Genomic DNA, 15,763 nt, shown 5'->3' with positions numbered 1-15,763 from the left:
TGTTGAGAATAACTTCCTCAGCGTATCGGATAAGACAGAGCTTGAAATAGCTAAACAGAAGCTCAACAGCAAAGATCAGGCTGTACGTGAAAAAGCGCAGCAAACCATTAATGATCTGTGCGAAAAAGACATCACCAGCGATCAGAAGGTCATCAGTGCCTGCGGCAATGGCAATGCAGCCAGTTCAGCCTGCGCCACTGCCAGGCTGGATGTGATTAAAGCAAGAGGAGAGTACGAAAATACCGGGAACTATAATTCAAAGGCCAGCCAGCAGTACGCAGATGCTTATGGCCAGATAGTTAACCTGCTCGATATCACCGGTGTTGATGCGCAAAATCAGCAGCAGGTGAAAGACGCCATGATTAACTACTTCATGGTCACCAAAGGGGTGGATCGTCAGACCGCAGAAAGCTACACCGAAACAAAGCAGGGCCTGGAGATTATTGCGGCTTCGGTAACACCAATTTTGGGTTCTGCTGCAGCAAAACAATTAAGTAAAATAGTTGATGCTAGTCTTAAGGTCGTGGCGAAAGGTAATGTTGATGGAGCTAAGTTCACTGATACTAATCAGGGGGCAAGGCCTTCCAACTTAGCAGATGTGAATAAGCCAACACTCATTGATGGACGAATCCAAGCTAAAATAGATAAGCAAAACAAGCCTCTTCCTAATGGCAATATGGCTACAGCTCATGCTGAAGTAGGTGTTATACAGCAAGCTTTTGAAAAGGGTATGTCTCAAGGGCGTGAGATGACAATGAGTGTATCTAAAGAGCCTGTATGTGGTTATTGCCGCGGTGATATAGCAGCTATGGCTGATAAAGCGGGGCTAAAATCTTTAACAATTTATGAAGAGGCTACAGGTTCTGTCCTCTACTGGCAGCCTGGCATGAAATCTCTCAAGGTTAGGGATTAAAATGAAATTTAAAATGAGTTGGACACTGGACGAAACAGGTGGCAATAAACAGATCTCAAATTGGGATATGGTATTAAATCAGTTTAAACAAATTCAGGGGAAAAAAGGAACCCTTACTCTTGATATACTGAACAGTGGCGATGATAGCGCTGAAATGCTTCAGGTCAGAACGGAGAATGATTATTACTTGATAACATTAGGTGAAATTGTCGAAGATGAATACCAAGTAAGAACGTACTGGGATTCATCTAAACCTGATATAGGAATGGTGATTCTTGGAGATTACTGGCCGGAATCTCAGCTTACAAAAGACTGTGAACTTATTGTAAAAATCTTAAAAGAGTTTTTTGATACTGGCAACGTATCAAAAGAACTTCTTAATTGAAATATAAATCCAAGACTTCAGCATCCTAAGTGGTACTGTAGTTTGCTTATATGATGGTGGCGCGATAAACCTTGTGTCACGGCAGGGCGGTAGCGTCTGTGGCCCCAAAAACGCTTAACAGCGCAAAAATCCTAGGCATAAAGTACAACAGGAAAAAGCAGTTGTAACCCACGGAAAGTACAGGGGAAAAGTGGTTACGGCGGCTGAGTTCGCACCGGAGCGAGTTGTTGTGGAGAATAACTCGCTGAGCAAGGATAAGCCCGGTATCTTTGATATCAATCCAATGCTGAAAATCGGGATTGAAGGGGCTGATGGCGAGCTACTGCCCGGCGGTGGTGGGATTGGTAAAGGGAAAACATCAATTAACAAGGGCCAGCAGAATAAGCATATTCCTGGTACGAATGAGTATAAAATTGCGTCTGAAGCAGGGTTGAATAAGAGTACTCTTTCCGTTTCCGCAGATTCATTGCTTTCCAAATTAGGGACTGGTCAACAAGTAGGTAATGCTCCCGTTGGAACGCCAGGCTCGAAGGAACGCATAAATTATGGACAGCCTATTGGAAATTATATAGATCCCCAAACAGGCGTCTCCACACCAACAACAAATGGTATCGTGCACTATGGAAAAAATGGCGTCCACATTGTTCCAGCGAGGCCATCAGAAAAATGAAGGGAAATGTGATGATTTCTTCTGATTTAAATTCGTATGTAAGGCTCTCATTGCAAAGGGCTTTGTTAGGGAATGTAACTTCAAATATTCGAGCTGTTACTGTTGAATTAAAAAATAAAAATATAAGTTTGCATTTTTATTTCGATGGCGAGCCAGATGACAGCGATCAAGAATCGGTGTCAGTGGTCGAAGCTGAAGTGATCGCTGATTTTGATGAGGATTTTGCTATAGAAGCGATTGCTATGAGGCTTGATTATCCTCAACCCATTAAAAATTTCAATGGATTTTTGGTCTATTTAAGAAAGGAATAGTTCAAACGTGCGTCAGGGAAAAATGTTGCTCGCGTTAAAGTTCGTCAGCAAAAACAGGCTGTAACCTGCTGACAGAACAGGAAAAATGCTCGTTCGTTCTCGATAGTCGTGTCGGAACGAGTTGTTGTTGAGAATAATTTACTCGGTGGTAGTGAAGATGCTCAGGCTGCATGGATACGTCAGCATGGCATTGACATGGCAACCTGTGATACAGCACCCTCCTCAGACAGTTGTAAGAAAGCAAAGAATGAACGCGATGCGGTAGGATTTGCGCTGGCGACAGGCAGTGTAGCCCTCTTACCTGGCGGCGCTCAGGCTATGTGGGGATTGGGTGCGGGAGCCAATGCAGGGATCAGCTATCTCGCAGATGGTTCAATTGACCCGGCTAGTGCAGCGATTGCTGGCTGGACAAACGTGTTCAGTATGGGAAGTGGTCTGGGTGGCACAGTAGCCTGGAATGCGGCAGGAGGTGCGCTTGGTAACTGGGTTGATGATAAAGATCCACTGTCTGGTGCGTTAATCAATGGAGCAGGTTCTTTTGTTGGTTATGGCATTGGTCAAGGGTTGTCCAAGGGGATTAATGTCGGAGTAAACTGGTGGAAAGGAGGCTGGGATCCGAAGTTTAATGCAGACCTGAGACAATTTACTGAAGTGAAAGGGGATTATGGCCTTTCAAAAGAAATGAAACCAAGCAATGTCCCCAGCTCAATTGGTGACATTGGTGGTAGTATCACTTCAGAAGCTGGAGGTAAGTATACAGAGTACAAAATGAAGCAGGAAGGTGGTGGCAAATGAAAGCTCTAAAATTCATTCTTCCTCTGGTTTTTTTTATTGTATTCAGCATGGTTTCAATTTTTCTAACAGGGGTGGTTTTATATGTATGCGGGGAATTTTTTTTCTTTTTTTATAAAGGAATACCTGTGTCTTTTTCATCGAACATTGTTTTATTTTTAGGTAAGATAGGTATATATATTGGTAGCTTTGCAGGTTTAATGTTATGGATTACCAACTTGCTAAAGAAATGATTAATTGTAACTTAAGATAGTTGTTGAGAATAACGCGCTGGGTCCGAACAGCTTCGGAAAAGGCATGGCTGATATGGGGTTATCCCAGCAGTCACTTGCAGCCAGTATGATCCAGAGTGGCGCTACACAGATGAGTTAACAGAAGCACTGATTAAAAACTCACAGGGTCAGATACCTGAAGGGCAGGATGCCGTTAAAGGTCTGTTGACTGCCTGGGGCGAATTCTTTGGGGTTCCGGTCAGTGCGTTGACCGCAAATGGAGAAATGACACCGCAACAAGCTGCGGAAATCCTGGCGAGTGGTGTGCCGACCAGTGAAGCAAAACTGATTCAGTATGTAGCAGCTAAAGCGTTTTTATCTGTTGCGAAAAGCTCCGATCTTGGATTATCACCTGCAAACCAGAAATATGTGGATATCCTTTCGCCGGAAGCGAAACAGCATATTTTATATGGGGATAGCCCTACACAAGGTGGACATCTGTATCCCGGAAATCCAGGAAAAACAGTTTTCCCTCAAAGTTGGTCAGCAGACAAGGTTGTTCATACTGTGGGTGATATAGCTACTTCACCCGATACCAAATGGTTTGCCCAGACCGGAACGGGCGGGACGTATACAAATGCAGGAAGACCAGCAAGATGGGTTGCCTGGGAAGAGCGAGAGGGTGTTAGAGTTCGTGTGGTATACGAGCCAGCTAGTGGGAAAATAGTAACAGCGTTCCCGGATAATAATCCGACTCCTCCAGCTTTAAAGCCAATTAAGAAATAGTGTGGGCGCAATGGATATTAATGACAAAATTAGATCTTTAGGTGAAGGGTTAAAGGATCGGTTGGATCCTTCGCTAGTTGACTTTGCCCTAGATTATATTGGGTTCTCAGAGAACGTATTAGCATTCGAAACGCTATGTGATCACATCGCTGATTATGATGTTGTGATTAGCAAAGATGAATATACACAAGTGCTTAAAATAGCTAATGATCTTGGACTAGAAATAGATAGTAGATATACATATATCAATCCAGAGAAATAACATCCTGATAGCTATGACTAATCCCTGCCTCAGGCCGGGATCTTCTTCTTAACCGTCAGCCCTTAACCGGCTCGATTACCAGTCGTCTCTGTTCCACGCTGACAATGACCGGCGTGTCGGTGCTGAATCCCACTTCTGCCAGCCAGTTACCGTTCAGGCGCAGTCTGGGGCTGCGGGAAAACCAGGTGGCAGTGTAGTTGTGGTGGTAAAAATGCCGGATACTGACATAGCCGATCTTCATCCGCCGCTGTGCTTTGGAAAAAGATCTTTGGCGTAGAATCGCGTTTACAGGCTCTTTTACAGCAAGAAGACGGTGAGAATAACATCAAAGTTGAGTTTTCACCGAATATTAGGGTGGTAGATTTTGATTGGCTTCAACAAGCATTGTTGGAAGCCAGAAGAGCCGTAATTGCACAGCCCTGGTCGCTTCGGGAGCGTGTTTCTACAACCTAAAACCTCGCTCTTCACTCCGCTACTGTGCGGCGTTGGGAGGATTACGTAATGGGCTGAAAAAAGCGCGTCGGGGCAAAAAGTAACGGCCAGCGAAACGCCTCATCAAAAAACGGATGTAACTGACGGAAAGGACAGGGAAAAAGCGTGTTCACCGTCAGACTGTACACCGGAGCGAGTTGTTGTTGAGAATAATTTCCTGAGCAGTACCTCCTCGGAAAAACGTGATGCTTTGGCAGAGAAAGTCTTAAAAGGCGATAAATCCCTGCAAACCGCGAAAGAGTTTTTACAACTTGAGAATGCCGATAAACGTAGCGATGCACTGGTTGCTAAGTTCAATAAAGAACCAGCGGAGTTGAGCACGGCAGAGCGAACCGAGTTGGTAAGTTATTTGAAAATATATGCATCTGACATGCAGGCTAAATATGGTGAGGCAGTAACTAAAGAGCTGATCGCAGGAATGCTGACTGGGCAGGATTATATGAAGTCAGCGCCACAGACAGAGGCGCAGCAGAAAGCACAAACCATCATGAATACATGGGGTTATCATAAATCCAATGCCAGTATTGGAGACCCGGTATTGTTATTTGGCAGCAGTGTCCTTGGCACCACAATAAAAGAAGGTATGGCGCTTAATGCGGCAATCGGTGTGGGCGTGAATACGGGCGTACAACTTAGCGGGAATGATCCTTTCAGCTATGTTGATGCAATTCTCGCCGGTGTGACAGCTGCCGCGACTACAGGTAAAAGTTGGCAGGCATCAGCAGCGATCAATATGGGAGGTGCTGCGATTGGCAGTGCGATTAAAGGAGAAGATCCGACTAACTCTGTGATAAGTACTGGCTTTGGTAGTGCGGCTGGTAGTTTAGGGGGAAAAGTTGTTGATTCATTGTCTCCGGTAACTGATCAAGTGACAAAGGATGTTATTGGTGCAGTTACAGGTTCTACTGCTTCTGAACTTACAGGAAAAGCTGTAAAAGATGAATTAGACAAGCGGGAGAAGAAGCAATGAATCTCTTCAGCAAGGTTGGTACCCTTTGGCTTCTTTTCTTGGTTGTGTACTGTACTGCCTTAATCTCTGTTGTTCTTTTCATATGCCAACTAGGAGTGTCAACAATTTTCTACTTCAAGGATGGGGCATTCCTTTTTTCATGGGAAGAGGCATTATATATCGCATTGAAAAAAGGGAGCATCGCAGGAGTAGTATTAGGTGCTGGAGTATGGTTGAAAAATAAATTGCATGAGCGTCATAGGAAATAATAGTTGTTGAGAATAACTCGCTCAGTGGTGACCGGGCCCGTGAAGCGGCGAAACAGGCCGCTGAATCGCTGAAAAATCAAGTCAGGGAAAAGCTGGGTGACGGTACAACCTCTTCCATCGCGAACGGTATTATCAATGCCCTCGCTGATACCGGTGATGCAGCACTAGGCTCAGCGGATTATGTTGCTGATGCGGCCATGGCGCTGGCAGCCTGTGCTGCGGGTGATAGTTACTGCAGCAAGGCCATGAGTGACCTGGCCGGGAAGAATCAGGTGGTGGCGGATACGGTTACTGCGCTGATGAAGAGTGAAACCTGGTCGGCGATAGCGGACACAGTTAAAGACGCTTCATCAGGGAACCAGGTTGCGCTTGAAGCGCCAGGTGGTTTGCTGGCTTGCATTATATTGCCAGGTTAGATAGTACCTGGCTCAGTAACTCGAATTGAAACAATATTAAAGTCTGAGAAAAACTGGGAAAGTGCTCGAAATAAGGCGCTAAATATTGTAGGTAATTTAGGTGCTGACTCTACACCTGTAATTGGGTGGTTAGAAGCAAGCGTAGGGAATGGAAAAATAATTGGACGCCAATCGAAGGGATGGACTCGCGGTCTGGCCGCCATCCTGGAGGGGGAGTGGCGGCGAGGATAAATGCTCGATGGCGCTTCGCTTAGCAGGCTAGCAGGGGAATCATTATTTTTTGCTGTTTAATCACCGGAATATCCCCTAAATCATTTAATGCTCCGGGAAAAGACTTTAACTACTTTCCTTCGTTACTACACTATTTAACCTGTGGCTGTTATACCGAGCTGAATAAAACGTCATTTAAATAAGAGTAGATTTATTAAATACGAAGCGGCTCCAGAAAATAGTGTTGATATATGCAACGTATTACAGCCAATAAAACATATCGCGAACCATGAAATAAGAATGCTATCATTCACACCAGACGCGGCAGGCAACTGCTGGCACACGCATTTACCCCGGAGCACCCGATGAACAACGACATTCCGCTAAAATTTTATGATATCGCCGACGAATACGCGACTGAAGCTGCAAAGCCGGTGAGCGATACAGAACGCGACGCACTGGCACTCTACTTCCAGCAGTTGATCACTCGTTTGATGAACAATGAAGAGATCAGCGAAGAAGCGCAGCAGGAGATGGCAACCGAGGCCGGAGTCGACGCACAGCGTATCGATGATATCGCGGAGTTCCTCAATCGTTGGGGTAACGAGTAGCCAAAGACATGGCCTGTGTTTTACACTGCGCGCAAATTGAGTAGGTATACTCTACAAGTAATAGGTTTAATCAGGCGGAAACAGCAATGAACGGAACAATCACAACGTGGTTTAAAGATAAAGGCTTTGGATTTATCAAAGATGAAAACGGCGACAACCGCTATTTTCATGTGATTAAGGTTGCTAATCCTGAGCTGATCAAGAAAGACGCGGCGGTGACCTTTGAGCCTACCACCAACAACAAAGGCTTATCTGCCTACGCGGTAAAAGTCATACCCGACAGCAAATACATCTATATCGCCGGCGAGCGTCTGAAGCTCACGGCGATCAAGTCTTACCTGGTCTACAGCGAAGAAGTCCCTGCTGAGACTCGTATCGACAAAGAAAATGCGGTGCTGTCCGTTGGTGTGCTGATGAACAGCATCCGACCGAAATCAGACGTGAAGCCTGGTGAAATGCGCACGCTGAAAAAGCTGGCCATCACCACCTTCCAGGGCACGACGCTGATCTTCTCGGAAGATGAAATCGACATCGACGAGACGGTGAAACTGCTTAAGGTCTGAAGCCCTTCAGAGTGAATGAAAACCGAAATCCTGCTCTTTTCAGAAGCGGGGTTTCGGTTTTTTTATGCGTATTTTTGTCAGAAGGGAATATCCATTTGAGCCAAATAGCAAATTCCATTCTGTTTTTTTATTTTGACGAGGCACCTGGAATTACCACGTCATCCATCAGTATGTAACGTGCTTCCTGGCGTGTGTATTGATCGATTAACGGTACAAGTCGCCGGAAATGCTCACTGGCACAATGTTCATCGAGAGCCGCGTGGTTTGGCCATTCTTCGATAAAAATAAAATGCCCCGGATCTTTTTCATCAATATAGAGGTCATAAGCAATGCATTGCGGCTCTTTCTTCGTCGCCGATATTAGCTCACGGTACCAAGGGAGAACGGTTTCAATATACTCAGGTTTGATGAAATCTTCGGCAATGACCTTTAACATGCAGCCTCCTGGCAGAAAACGAATGCACACTATGTGATGAAGATATATTTAGGGCAAGACGCCACAGTGTTATATCGGTCGGTGAGTGAGTTATCTCAGCTATTAATCCGATGATCCGCTTAAATGTGATCCATCTCACCTCCCGGCAACCAAAATCTCCTGCGACTCAACGCCGTCCTCTATCTGTTTCGCCACCTTTTGTAAGGCCGGAAGATGTTTTTCCGCGGCCTGGTCGATGGTCATGGCGCTGGCCATATACACCAGATTCAGGCAGCCGATCACCCGCTGTTCACTGCGAATGGGGACGGCGATGGAGGCGATTTTCTCCTCCTGATCCCAACCGCGAAAGTTCTGGCCAAAACCGTCTTTTCGCGCACGGCTCAAAATGGCGTCGAGCTTCAGCGGTTCGCGCGCCAACTGGAACTCATCTCCCGGTCGTGAAGCCAGCATTTCAATCAGTTCCTGACGTTCATTCTCCGGGCTAAATGCCAGCCAGGTCAGGCCGGATGCGGTTTTCAGCAGCGGCAAACGACGCCCGACCATCGCCCGATGAAACGACAGGCGGCTGAAGCGATGGGTGGTTTCACGCACCACCATCGCGTCCACATCCAGCGTGGAAACGTCGGTCGGCCAGATGACCTCGCGCAGCAAATCTCCCAACAGCGGGGCGGCGAGCGCAGAAATCCACTGCTCGTCACGAAATCCCTCACTGAGCTGACGGACCTTAATGGTTAAGCGAAAGCTGTCATCGGACAGACTGCGCCGGACGTAACCCTCATCCAGCAGGGTTTCCAGTAGTCGCCTGACCGTGGTGCGGTGCAGGCCGCTCAGCTCTGCCAGCAGGCCAACGCTGGCCCCGCCGTCGAGGCGATTTAACATATTTAATAACATTAGTCCGCGCGTTAACCCGCGCACGGTTTTGTATTCGGTACTGTCGTCACTTTTCATATTTATTGATAAATATACAGTTAAAACAACGTTGTGCACTTAGTGCACATCCAGGCATGTTTTGATTGTAGCGCAAAAACTCACTTCTATACTGACCGCACAATAAAAAATTATTCACATTCTTTTAACAAAAAAACAATTGCGCCTCACCAGGGTCTGCAATTGCATTTTGTCCGAGTAGTGAGGTTCTGAAATGACAACAATAAATCCAGATATCCAACCCGCTGTGCAGCACACCGTGCAGGTAGCGATTGCCGGAGCCGGTCCGGTAGGGCTGATGATGGCGAACTATCTTGGCCAGATGGGCATTGAGGTGTTGGTGGTGGAGAAGCTCGATACCCTTATCGACTATCCTCGCGCTATCGGCATTGACGATGAAGCGCTGCGCACCATGCAGTCCGTCGGTCTGGTCGAAAATGTTCTGCCGCACACCACGCCGTGGCATGCGATGCGCTTTCTCACCCCGAAAGGGCGCTGTTTTGCTGATATCCAGCCGATGACCGACGAATTTGGCTGGTCGCGCCGCAACGCGTTTATTCAGCCGCAGGTGGACGCGGTGATGCTGGAAGGGCTGTCGCGTTTTCCCAACGTGCGCTGCCTGTTCTCCCGCGAACTGGAAGCTTTCAGCCAGCAAAATGGTGAAGTGACGTTGAACCTGAAGGCGCCGGATGGCCAGCGTGAAACGGTGAAAGCTCAGTGGCTGGTGGCCTGCGACGGTGGGGCCAGCAACGTCAGACGTTCGCTGAATGTGCCATTTGAAGGCAAAACCGCGCCGAATCAGTGGATTGTGGTGGATATCGCTAACGATCCGCTCAGCACGCCGCATGTGTATCTGTGCTGCGATCCGGTGCGCCCGTATGTCTCCGCCGCGCTGCCGCACGCGGTGCGCCGCTTTGAATTTATGGTAATGCCAGGGGAAACCGAAGCGCAGCTCAGCGAACCGCAGAATATGCGCCAGCTTTTGAGCAAAGTGCTGCCGAACCCGGACAACGTCGAGCTGATCCGCCAGCGCGTATATACCCATAACGCACGTCTGGCCGAACGTTTTCGCATTGACCGCGTGCTGCTGGCGGGCGATGCGGCGCACATTATGCCGGTCTGGCAGGGGCAGGGGTACAACAGTGGCATGCGCGATGCCTTCAATCTGGCGTGGAAACTGGCGCTGGTGATTGAGGGTAAAGCCGGTGATGCGCTGTTGGATACCTACCAGCAGGAACGCCGCGACCACGCCAAAGCGATGATCGATCTCTCGGTGACCGCAGGCAACGTACTTGCGCCGCCGAAACGCTGGCACGGCGCGGTGCGCGACGGGGTTTCCTGGCTGCTGAACTACATTCCGCCGGTCAAACGCTACTTCCTTGAAATGCGCTTTAAGCCGATGCCGCAGTACCACGTTGGGGCGCTGGTGCGTGAAGGCGATGCGAAAACCTCCCCCGTTGGCAAGATGTTTATCCAGCCGAAGGTAACGCTGGAATCAGGTGAAGTGACGCTGCTCGACAACGTCATCGGACCGAATTTCGCGGTGATCGGTTGGGGCTGTAACCCGCTGTGGGGCATGAGCGAGGCGCAGATCCAACAGTGGCAGGCGCTGGGGACACAGTTTATCCAGGTGGTGCCGGATACACAGATACAAACCGATCAGGATAACCACGACGGCGTTACCCGCATTGGCGATACGCAAAACCGCCTGCGCGCGTGGTTTGCCCAGCACAACGCCGCGCTGGTGGTGATACGCCCGGACCGCTTTGTGGCCGCCATCGCCATTCCACACACCCTGGGTAGTACCCTGAATAAACTGGCGTCGGTGATGACGCTCACCCGCGTTAATGCCCACATTCCCGCTGAAAAGGTGGCCTGATATGCACGCTTATCTTCACTGTCTTTCCCACTCGCCGCTGGTGGGTTACGTCGACCCGGCGCAGGCCGTGCTCGACGAGGTTAACGGTGTGATCGCCAGCGCCCGGGCACGTATTGCGGCGTTCGACCCTGAACTGGTGGTGCTGTTTGCCCCCGATCACTACAACGGATTTTTCTACGACGTGATGCCGCCGTTCTGTTTAGGCGTAGGCGCTACGGCGATCGGCGATTTCGGTAGCGCGGCGGGGGAACTGCCGGTGCCGACAGATCTCGCTGAAGCCTGCGCCCACGCGGTAATGAAAAGCGGCATCGATCTCGCCGTGTCCTACAACATGCAGGTCGATCACGGCTTCGCGCAGCCGCTGGAGTTTTTGCTCGGTGGTCTGGATAACGTGCCGGTGCTGCCAGTGTTTATTAACGGCGTCGCCACGCCGCTGCCGGGCTTTCAGCGTACCCGCATGCTCGGTGAAGCGATTGGCCGATTCGCCAGCTCGCTGAATCAGCGTGTGCTGTTTTTAGGCTCCGGTGGCCTGTCACATCAGCCGCCGGTCCCGGAGCTGGCGAAGGCTGATGCCCATATGCGCGACCGCCTGCTCGGCAGCGGCAAACAACTACCTGAAAACGAGCGCGAGCTGCGCCAGCAGCGGGTGATCAGCGCCGCCGAGAAGTTTGTGGCCGATCAACACACGCTGCATCCGCTTAACCCTGTCTGGGATAACCGCTTTATGACGCTGCTTGAACAGGGGCGTTTGCAGGAGCTGGACGCGGTCAGTAACGAAGAACTGTCCGCGATGGCGGGCAAATCAACGCACGAAGTTAAAACCTGGGTTGCTGCCTTCGCCGCTATTTCTGCCTTTGGCAACTGGCGCAGCGAAGGCCGTTATTACCGCCCGATCCCAGAGTGGATCGCTGGATTCGGCTCCCTGAGCGCCACCACACAGAACTGAAACAGAACTGAATATGCAGGAGAACATCATGACTTACCAACCGCAAACCGAAGCCGCAACCAGTCGTTTTCTGCAGGTGCAGGAAGCAGGCGAAACGCTGCGCGTGCATTTCAATGACTGTGGGCAGGGCGAAGAGACCGTCGTGCTGTTGCATGGATCTGGTCCGGGTGCGACGGGCTGGGCGAACTTCAGCCGCAATATCGATCCGCTGGTGGAGGCTGGATACCGGGTGATCCTGCTGGATTGTCCTGGCTGGGGCAAAAGCGATGGCATCGTTAACCGCGGTTCGCGATCCGATCTTAATGCTCGCATCCTGAAAAGCGTGGTCGATCAGTTGGATATTCAGAAAATCCATCTGCTGGGCAACTCGATGGGGGGCCACAGTGCCGTGGCGTTCACCCTGAGCTGGCCGGAGCGTGTGGGCAAGCTGGTGCTGATGGGCGGCGGGACGGGGGGCATGAGCCTGTTTACCCCGATGCCGACCGAAGGCATCAAGCGCCTGAATCAGCTGTACCGCGAACCGACCATTGAGAACCTGAAGCTGATGATGGAGATCTTTGTCTTCGACACCAGCGACCTGACCGAGGCGCTGTTTGAGGCGCGTCTGAATAACATGCTGTCGCGTCGCGATCACCTGGAAAACTTTGTCCACAGCCTTGAAGCCAACCCGAAACAGTTTCCGGATTTCAGCCCGCGCCTGGGGGAAATCAAAGCCCAGACCCTGATTGTCTGGGGACGCAACGACCGCTTCGTGCCGATGGACGCCGGCCTGCGCCTGCTCTCCGGGATTGCCGGGTCTGAGCTGCACATCTACCGCGACTGCGGGCACTGGGCACAGTGGGAACATGCGGATGCTTTTAACCAGCTGGTGCTGAACTTCCTCGCACGCCCTTAAGGAACGGACATGACGAATCTTAATCTTGAGCAGTTAGCCGCCGATTTACGTCAGGCTGAGGAAAAAGGGGACGCTATCGCCCCGCTGCGTGAACTGATCGGCGTGGATAACGCCGAAGCGGCCTACGCCATTCAGCGTATCAATGTGCAGTATGACGTGGCGCGAGGGCGTCGCGTCGTCGGGCGCAAAGTGGGGCTGACGCACCCGAAAGTGCAACAGCAGCTGGGCGTCGATCAGCCGGACTTCGGCACGCTGTTCGCCGACATGTGCTACGGCGACAACGACACCATTGCGTTTGCCCGCGTGCTACAACCGCGTATTGAAGCGGAGATTGCGCTGGTGCTGAACCGCGATCTGCCCAATGCCGATACCACCTTTGACGAGCTGTACAACGCCATCGAGTGGGTGCTACCTGCGCTGGAAGTGGTCGGCAGCCGTATTCGTGACTGGTCGATCAAGTTTGTTGATACCGTGGCGGATAACGCCTCCTGTGGCGTGTATGTGGTCGGCGGCCCGGCACAGCGTCCTGCAGGATTAGATCTGAAAAACTGCGCGATGAAAATGACGCGCAATAACGAAGAGGTTTCCAGCGGGCGCGGTAGCGAATGTCTGGGACATCCGATCAACGCCGCCGTGTGGCTGGCGCGCAAAATGGCCAGCCTCGGCGAGCCGCTGCGTGCCGGGGACATTATTCTCACCGGGGCGTTAGGCCCGATGGTGGCGGTGAATGCGGGCGATCGTTTCGAAGCCCATATCGACGGTATTGGTTCAGTTGCCGCCACCTTTTCAGCGGCGGTTACAAAAGGAAGTCAGTCATGAGTAAGCGTAAAGTCGCCATTATCGGCTCTGGCAACATCGGCACCGATTTGATGATTAAAATTCTGCGTCGCGGCGTACGTCTGGAGATGGCGGTGATGGTGGGGATTGATCCGCAATCCGACGGTCTGGCACGCGCCCGGCGTATGGGCGTTGCCACCACCCATGAAGGGGTGACGGGGCTTCTTGCGATGCCAGAATTCGCTGACATTGACATCGTGTTTGATGCCACCAGCGCGGGCGCGCACGTGAAAAATGACGCCGCGCTGCGCGCCGTAAAACCGGGGATCCGTCTGATCGACCTGACGCCCGCAGCGATCGGCCCGTACTGCGTCCCGGTGGTGAATCTGGAGGCCAACGTTAACCAGCAGAACGTCAATATGGTGACCTGCGGCGGGCAGGCGACCATCCCGATGGTGGCGGCGGTTTCTCGCGTGGCAAAAGTCCATTACGCCGAAATTATCGCCTCGATCGCCAGTAAATCTGCGGGACCGGGCACCCGAGCCAATATCGACGAGTTTACCGAAACCACCTCGAAGGCGATTGAAGTGGTGGGGGGCGCGGCCAAAGGCAAAGCCATTATCGTACTTAACCCGGCTGAGCCGCCGCTGATGATGCGCGACACGGTGTATGTGTTGAGCGAAGCGGCCTCCCAGCTTGAAGTTGAAGCGTCGATTAATGACATGGCGGCGGCGGTGCAGGCGTATGTGCCAGGCTATCGCCTGAAACAGCGCGTCCAGTTTGAAGTCATCCCGGAGGATAAACCGGTGAATCTGCCGGGTATTGGTCAGTTTTCCGGGCTGAAAACCGCGGTGTATCTGGAAGTGGAAGGTGCGGCGCACTATTTACCCGCCTACGCGGGCAACCTCGACATTATGACCTCCAGCGCGCTGGCGACCGCTGAGCAGATGGCGCAGTCACTCACCCGTCAGGCAGGAGAAGCAGCATGAACGGTAAAAAACTCTATATCTCTGACGTGACCCTGCGCGACGGCATGCATGCGATTCGTCACCAGTATTCGCTGGAAAACGTGCGCCAGATTGCCAAAGCGCTGGACGATGCGCTGGTTGATTCCATTGAGGTGGCCCACGGCGACGGTTTACAAGGTTCCAGCTTTAACTACGGCTTTGGCGCGCACAGCGACCTCGAGTGGATTGAAGCGGCAGCAGACGTGGTCAAACACGCAAAGATCGCCACGCTGTTGCTGCCGGGCATCGGCACTCTTCATGACCTGAAAAACGCGTATCAGGCCGGCGCGCGAGTGGTGCGTGTGGCGACCCACTGCACTGAAGCGGACGTGTCGGCCCAGCATATTCAGTACGCGCGTGAGCTCGGCATGGATACCGTCGGCTTTCTGATGATGAGCCATATGACCACGCCGGAGAATCTGGCGCAGCAGGCGAAGCTGATGGAAAACTACGGCGCGACGTGTATCTACGTGGTCGATTCCGGCGGGGCGATGAATATGAGCGATATTCGCGCCCGCTTCCGCGCCCTGAAAGCGGTGCTGAAGCCGGAGACAGAAACCGGAATGCATGCGCATCACAACCTGAGTCTCGGCGTGGCGAACTCGATTGCCGCGGTGGAAGAGGGCTGCGACCGTATCGACGCCAGCCTGGCGGGTATGGGCGCTGGCGCGGGCAACGCGCCGCTGGAAGTGTTTATCGCCGCTGCGGATAAGCTCGGTTGGCAGCACGGCACCGATCTGTATGCGCTGATGGACGCCGCCGACGATCTGGTGCGTCCATTGCAGGACCGTCCGGTGCGGGTGGATCGCGAAACGCTGGCACTGGGCTATGCCGGGGTGTACTCCAGCTTCTTGCGTCACTGCGAAGTGGCGGCGGCGCGTTATGGCCTGAGCGCGGTCGATATTCTGGTTGAACTGGGCAAACGCCGAATGGTGGGCGGCCAGGAAGATATGATCGTCGACGTGGCGCTGGATCTGCGCAATAGCAAATAAAAATGATTACGCGGCTGGCAACGTATCAGCCGCGACTCACCTGCATCGTGACCTCAGAGGTAC

The 15,763-nt window shown here is 51.6% G+C and carries 21 protein-coding genes and 1 pseudogene; 19 read left to right on the top strand and 3 right to left on the bottom strand.

The genetic code is table 11. The annotated features are described in order from the left end of the window. Positions 1 to 46: 46 nt before the first annotated feature. From HV350_RS26845 to HV350_RS18755, 9 genes and pseudogenes are all read left to right on the top strand, one after another. Positions 47 to 181: pseudogene (locus HV350_RS26845) on the top strand (hypothetical protein); the annotation flags it as partial. A 30-nt stretch (positions 182 to 211) separates the two neighbouring features. Beyond that, positions 212 to 913, top strand: a complete 702-nt coding sequence (locus tag HV350_RS26705) for a deaminase (RefSeq protein WP_137352756.1) — start codon at positions 212 to 214, stop codon at positions 911 to 913. A gap of 13 nt (positions 914 to 926) precedes the next feature. Beyond that, positions 927 to 1,298 (top strand): hypothetical protein, encoded by a 372-nt coding sequence (locus HV350_RS18785; protein ID WP_225622988.1) that lies wholly within the window; start codon positions 927 to 929, stop codon positions 1,296 to 1,298. 190 nt (positions 1,299 to 1,488) lie between these two features. Further along, positions 1,489 to 1,968: a polymorphic toxin type 50 domain-containing protein gene (locus HV350_RS26540; protein WP_200047380.1), complete on the top strand. Its 480-nt coding sequence runs from the start codon at positions 1,489 to 1,491 to the stop codon at positions 1,966 to 1,968. Between the two features lie 11 nt (positions 1,969 to 1,979). After that, positions 1,980 to 2,279: a hypothetical protein gene (locus HV350_RS18775; protein WP_103765924.1), complete on the top strand. Its 300-nt coding sequence runs from the start codon at positions 1,980 to 1,982 to the stop codon at positions 2,277 to 2,279. A 108-nt stretch (positions 2,280 to 2,387) separates the two neighbouring features. Beyond that, positions 2,388 to 3,074, top strand: a complete 687-nt coding sequence (locus HV350_RS18770; protein WP_225622989.1) for a hypothetical protein — start codon at positions 2,388 to 2,390, stop codon at positions 3,072 to 3,074. Next, positions 3,071 to 3,304 carry a hypothetical protein gene (locus HV350_RS18765; RefSeq protein ID WP_103765925.1) on the top strand — a complete coding sequence of 78 codons (234 nt, stop codon included), beginning with the start codon at positions 3,071 to 3,073 and terminating at the stop codon, positions 3,302 to 3,304. The genes HV350_RS18770 and HV350_RS18765 overlap by 4 nt, the downstream gene beginning before the upstream one ends. Positions 3,305 to 3,568: 264 nt before the next feature. Continuing rightward, positions 3,569 to 4,069 (top strand): EndoU domain-containing protein, encoded by a 501-nt coding sequence (locus tag HV350_RS18760; protein ID WP_083261481.1) that lies wholly within the window; start codon positions 3,569 to 3,571, stop codon positions 4,067 to 4,069. Between the two features lie 10 nt (positions 4,070 to 4,079). Beyond that, positions 4,080 to 4,331: a MafI family immunity protein gene (locus HV350_RS18755; RefSeq protein WP_059180798.1), complete on the top strand. Its 252-nt coding sequence runs from the start codon at positions 4,080 to 4,082 to the stop codon at positions 4,329 to 4,331. 55 nt (positions 4,332 to 4,386) lie between these two features. Here HV350_RS18755 and HV350_RS18750 read toward each other — a convergent pair whose 3' ends face one another. Continuing rightward, complete coding sequence (locus tag HV350_RS18750; RefSeq protein WP_181629115.1) at positions 4,387 to 4,572, bottom strand: SymE family type I addiction module toxin; 186 nt, start codon at positions 4,570 to 4,572, stop codon at positions 4,387 to 4,389. A gap of 441 nt (positions 4,573 to 5,013) precedes the next feature. Between HV350_RS18750 and HV350_RS18745 the strand changes: the two genes are divergently transcribed. The 4 genes from HV350_RS18745 to HV350_RS18730 all read left to right on the top strand — a co-directional run bounded on the left by HV350_RS18745 (position 5,014) and on the right by HV350_RS18730 (position 7,841). Continuing rightward, positions 5,014 to 5,793, top strand: coding sequence for a hypothetical protein (locus HV350_RS18745; RefSeq protein ID WP_019076118.1), 780 nt, complete (start codon positions 5,014 to 5,016; stop codon positions 5,791 to 5,793). A 445-nt stretch (positions 5,794 to 6,238) separates the two neighbouring features. Then, entirely contained in the window at positions 6,239 to 6,457 is a 219-nt protein-coding gene (locus tag HV350_RS26700) for a hypothetical protein (RefSeq protein ID WP_019076119.1), read from the top strand. A 575-nt stretch (positions 6,458 to 7,032) separates the two neighbouring features. Next, positions 7,033 to 7,278: a DUF2543 family protein gene (locus HV350_RS18735; protein WP_019076120.1), complete on the top strand. Its 246-nt coding sequence runs from the start codon at positions 7,033 to 7,035 to the stop codon at positions 7,276 to 7,278. Positions 7,279 to 7,364: 86 nt separating this feature from the next. Continuing rightward, positions 7,365 to 7,841, top strand: coding sequence for a cold shock domain-containing protein (locus HV350_RS18730; protein ID WP_016151966.1), 477 nt, complete (start codon positions 7,365 to 7,367; stop codon positions 7,839 to 7,841). 127 nt (positions 7,842 to 7,968) lie between these two features. Here the strand turns inward: HV350_RS18730 and HV350_RS18725 are convergent, their stop codons facing one another. Both HV350_RS18725 and HV350_RS18720 read right to left on the bottom strand, forming a co-directional pair. Then, positions 7,969 to 8,277 carry a putative quinol monooxygenase gene (locus tag HV350_RS18725; RefSeq protein ID WP_046275619.1) on the bottom strand — a complete coding sequence of 103 codons (309 nt, stop codon included), beginning with the start codon at positions 8,275 to 8,277 and terminating at the stop codon, positions 7,969 to 7,971. Between the two features lie 135 nt (positions 8,278 to 8,412). After that, positions 8,413 to 9,225 (bottom strand): DNA-binding transcriptional regulator, encoded by an 813-nt coding sequence (locus tag HV350_RS18720; protein ID WP_181629113.1) that lies wholly within the window; start codon positions 9,223 to 9,225, stop codon positions 8,413 to 8,415. A gap of 193 nt (positions 9,226 to 9,418) precedes the next feature. Between HV350_RS18720 and HV350_RS18715 the strand changes: the two genes are divergently transcribed. The 6 genes from HV350_RS18715 to mhpE are packed head-to-tail and all read left to right on the top strand — an operon-like array spanning position 9,419 to position 15,700. Next, positions 9,419 to 11,083 (top strand): bifunctional 3-(3-hydroxy-phenyl)propionate/3-hydroxycinnamic acid hydroxylase, encoded by a 1,665-nt coding sequence (locus tag HV350_RS18715; RefSeq protein ID WP_181629111.1) that lies wholly within the window; start codon positions 9,419 to 9,421, stop codon positions 11,081 to 11,083. A 1-nt stretch (position 11,084) separates the two neighbouring features. After that, positions 11,085 to 12,029: a 2,3-dihydroxyphenylpropionate/2,3-dihydroxicinnamic acid 1,2-dioxygenase gene (gene mhpB, locus HV350_RS18710; protein WP_046275617.1), complete on the top strand. Its 945-nt coding sequence runs from the start codon at positions 11,085 to 11,087 to the stop codon at positions 12,027 to 12,029. Positions 12,030 to 12,057: 28 nt separating this feature from the next. Continuing rightward, positions 12,058 to 12,924, top strand: a complete 867-nt coding sequence (mhpC, locus tag HV350_RS18705) for a 2-hydroxy-6-oxonona-2,4-dienedioate hydrolase (protein ID WP_016151973.1) — start codon at positions 12,058 to 12,060, stop codon at positions 12,922 to 12,924. Between the two features lie 9 nt (positions 12,925 to 12,933). After that, complete coding sequence (gene mhpD / locus HV350_RS18700; protein ID WP_016151974.1) at positions 12,934 to 13,743, top strand: 2-keto-4-pentenoate hydratase; 810 nt, start codon at positions 12,934 to 12,936, stop codon at positions 13,741 to 13,743. Beyond that, positions 13,740 to 14,690, top strand: a complete 951-nt coding sequence (mhpF, locus tag HV350_RS18695; protein WP_181629109.1) for an acetaldehyde dehydrogenase — start codon at positions 13,740 to 13,742, stop codon at positions 14,688 to 14,690. The genes mhpD and mhpF overlap by 4 nt, the downstream gene beginning before the upstream one ends. Next, a complete protein-coding gene (mhpE, locus tag HV350_RS18690) occupies positions 14,687 to 15,700 on the top strand; it encodes a 4-hydroxy-2-oxovalerate aldolase (protein ID WP_181629108.1) in 1,014 nt (337 codons plus the stop codon). The genes mhpF and mhpE overlap by 4 nt, the downstream gene beginning before the upstream one ends. Positions 15,701 to 15,763 lie beyond the last annotated feature (63 nt).

The sequence above is a fragment of the Citrobacter sp. RHBSTW-01013 genome (genome assembly GCF_013781985.1).
In the GTDB taxonomy this organism is placed as follows: domain Bacteria; phylum Pseudomonadota; class Gammaproteobacteria; order Enterobacterales; family Enterobacteriaceae; genus Citrobacter; species Citrobacter braakii.
The sequence above is the reverse complement of the archived record's forward strand: the minus strand, read 5'-3'. Positions and strand labels throughout refer to the sequence as shown.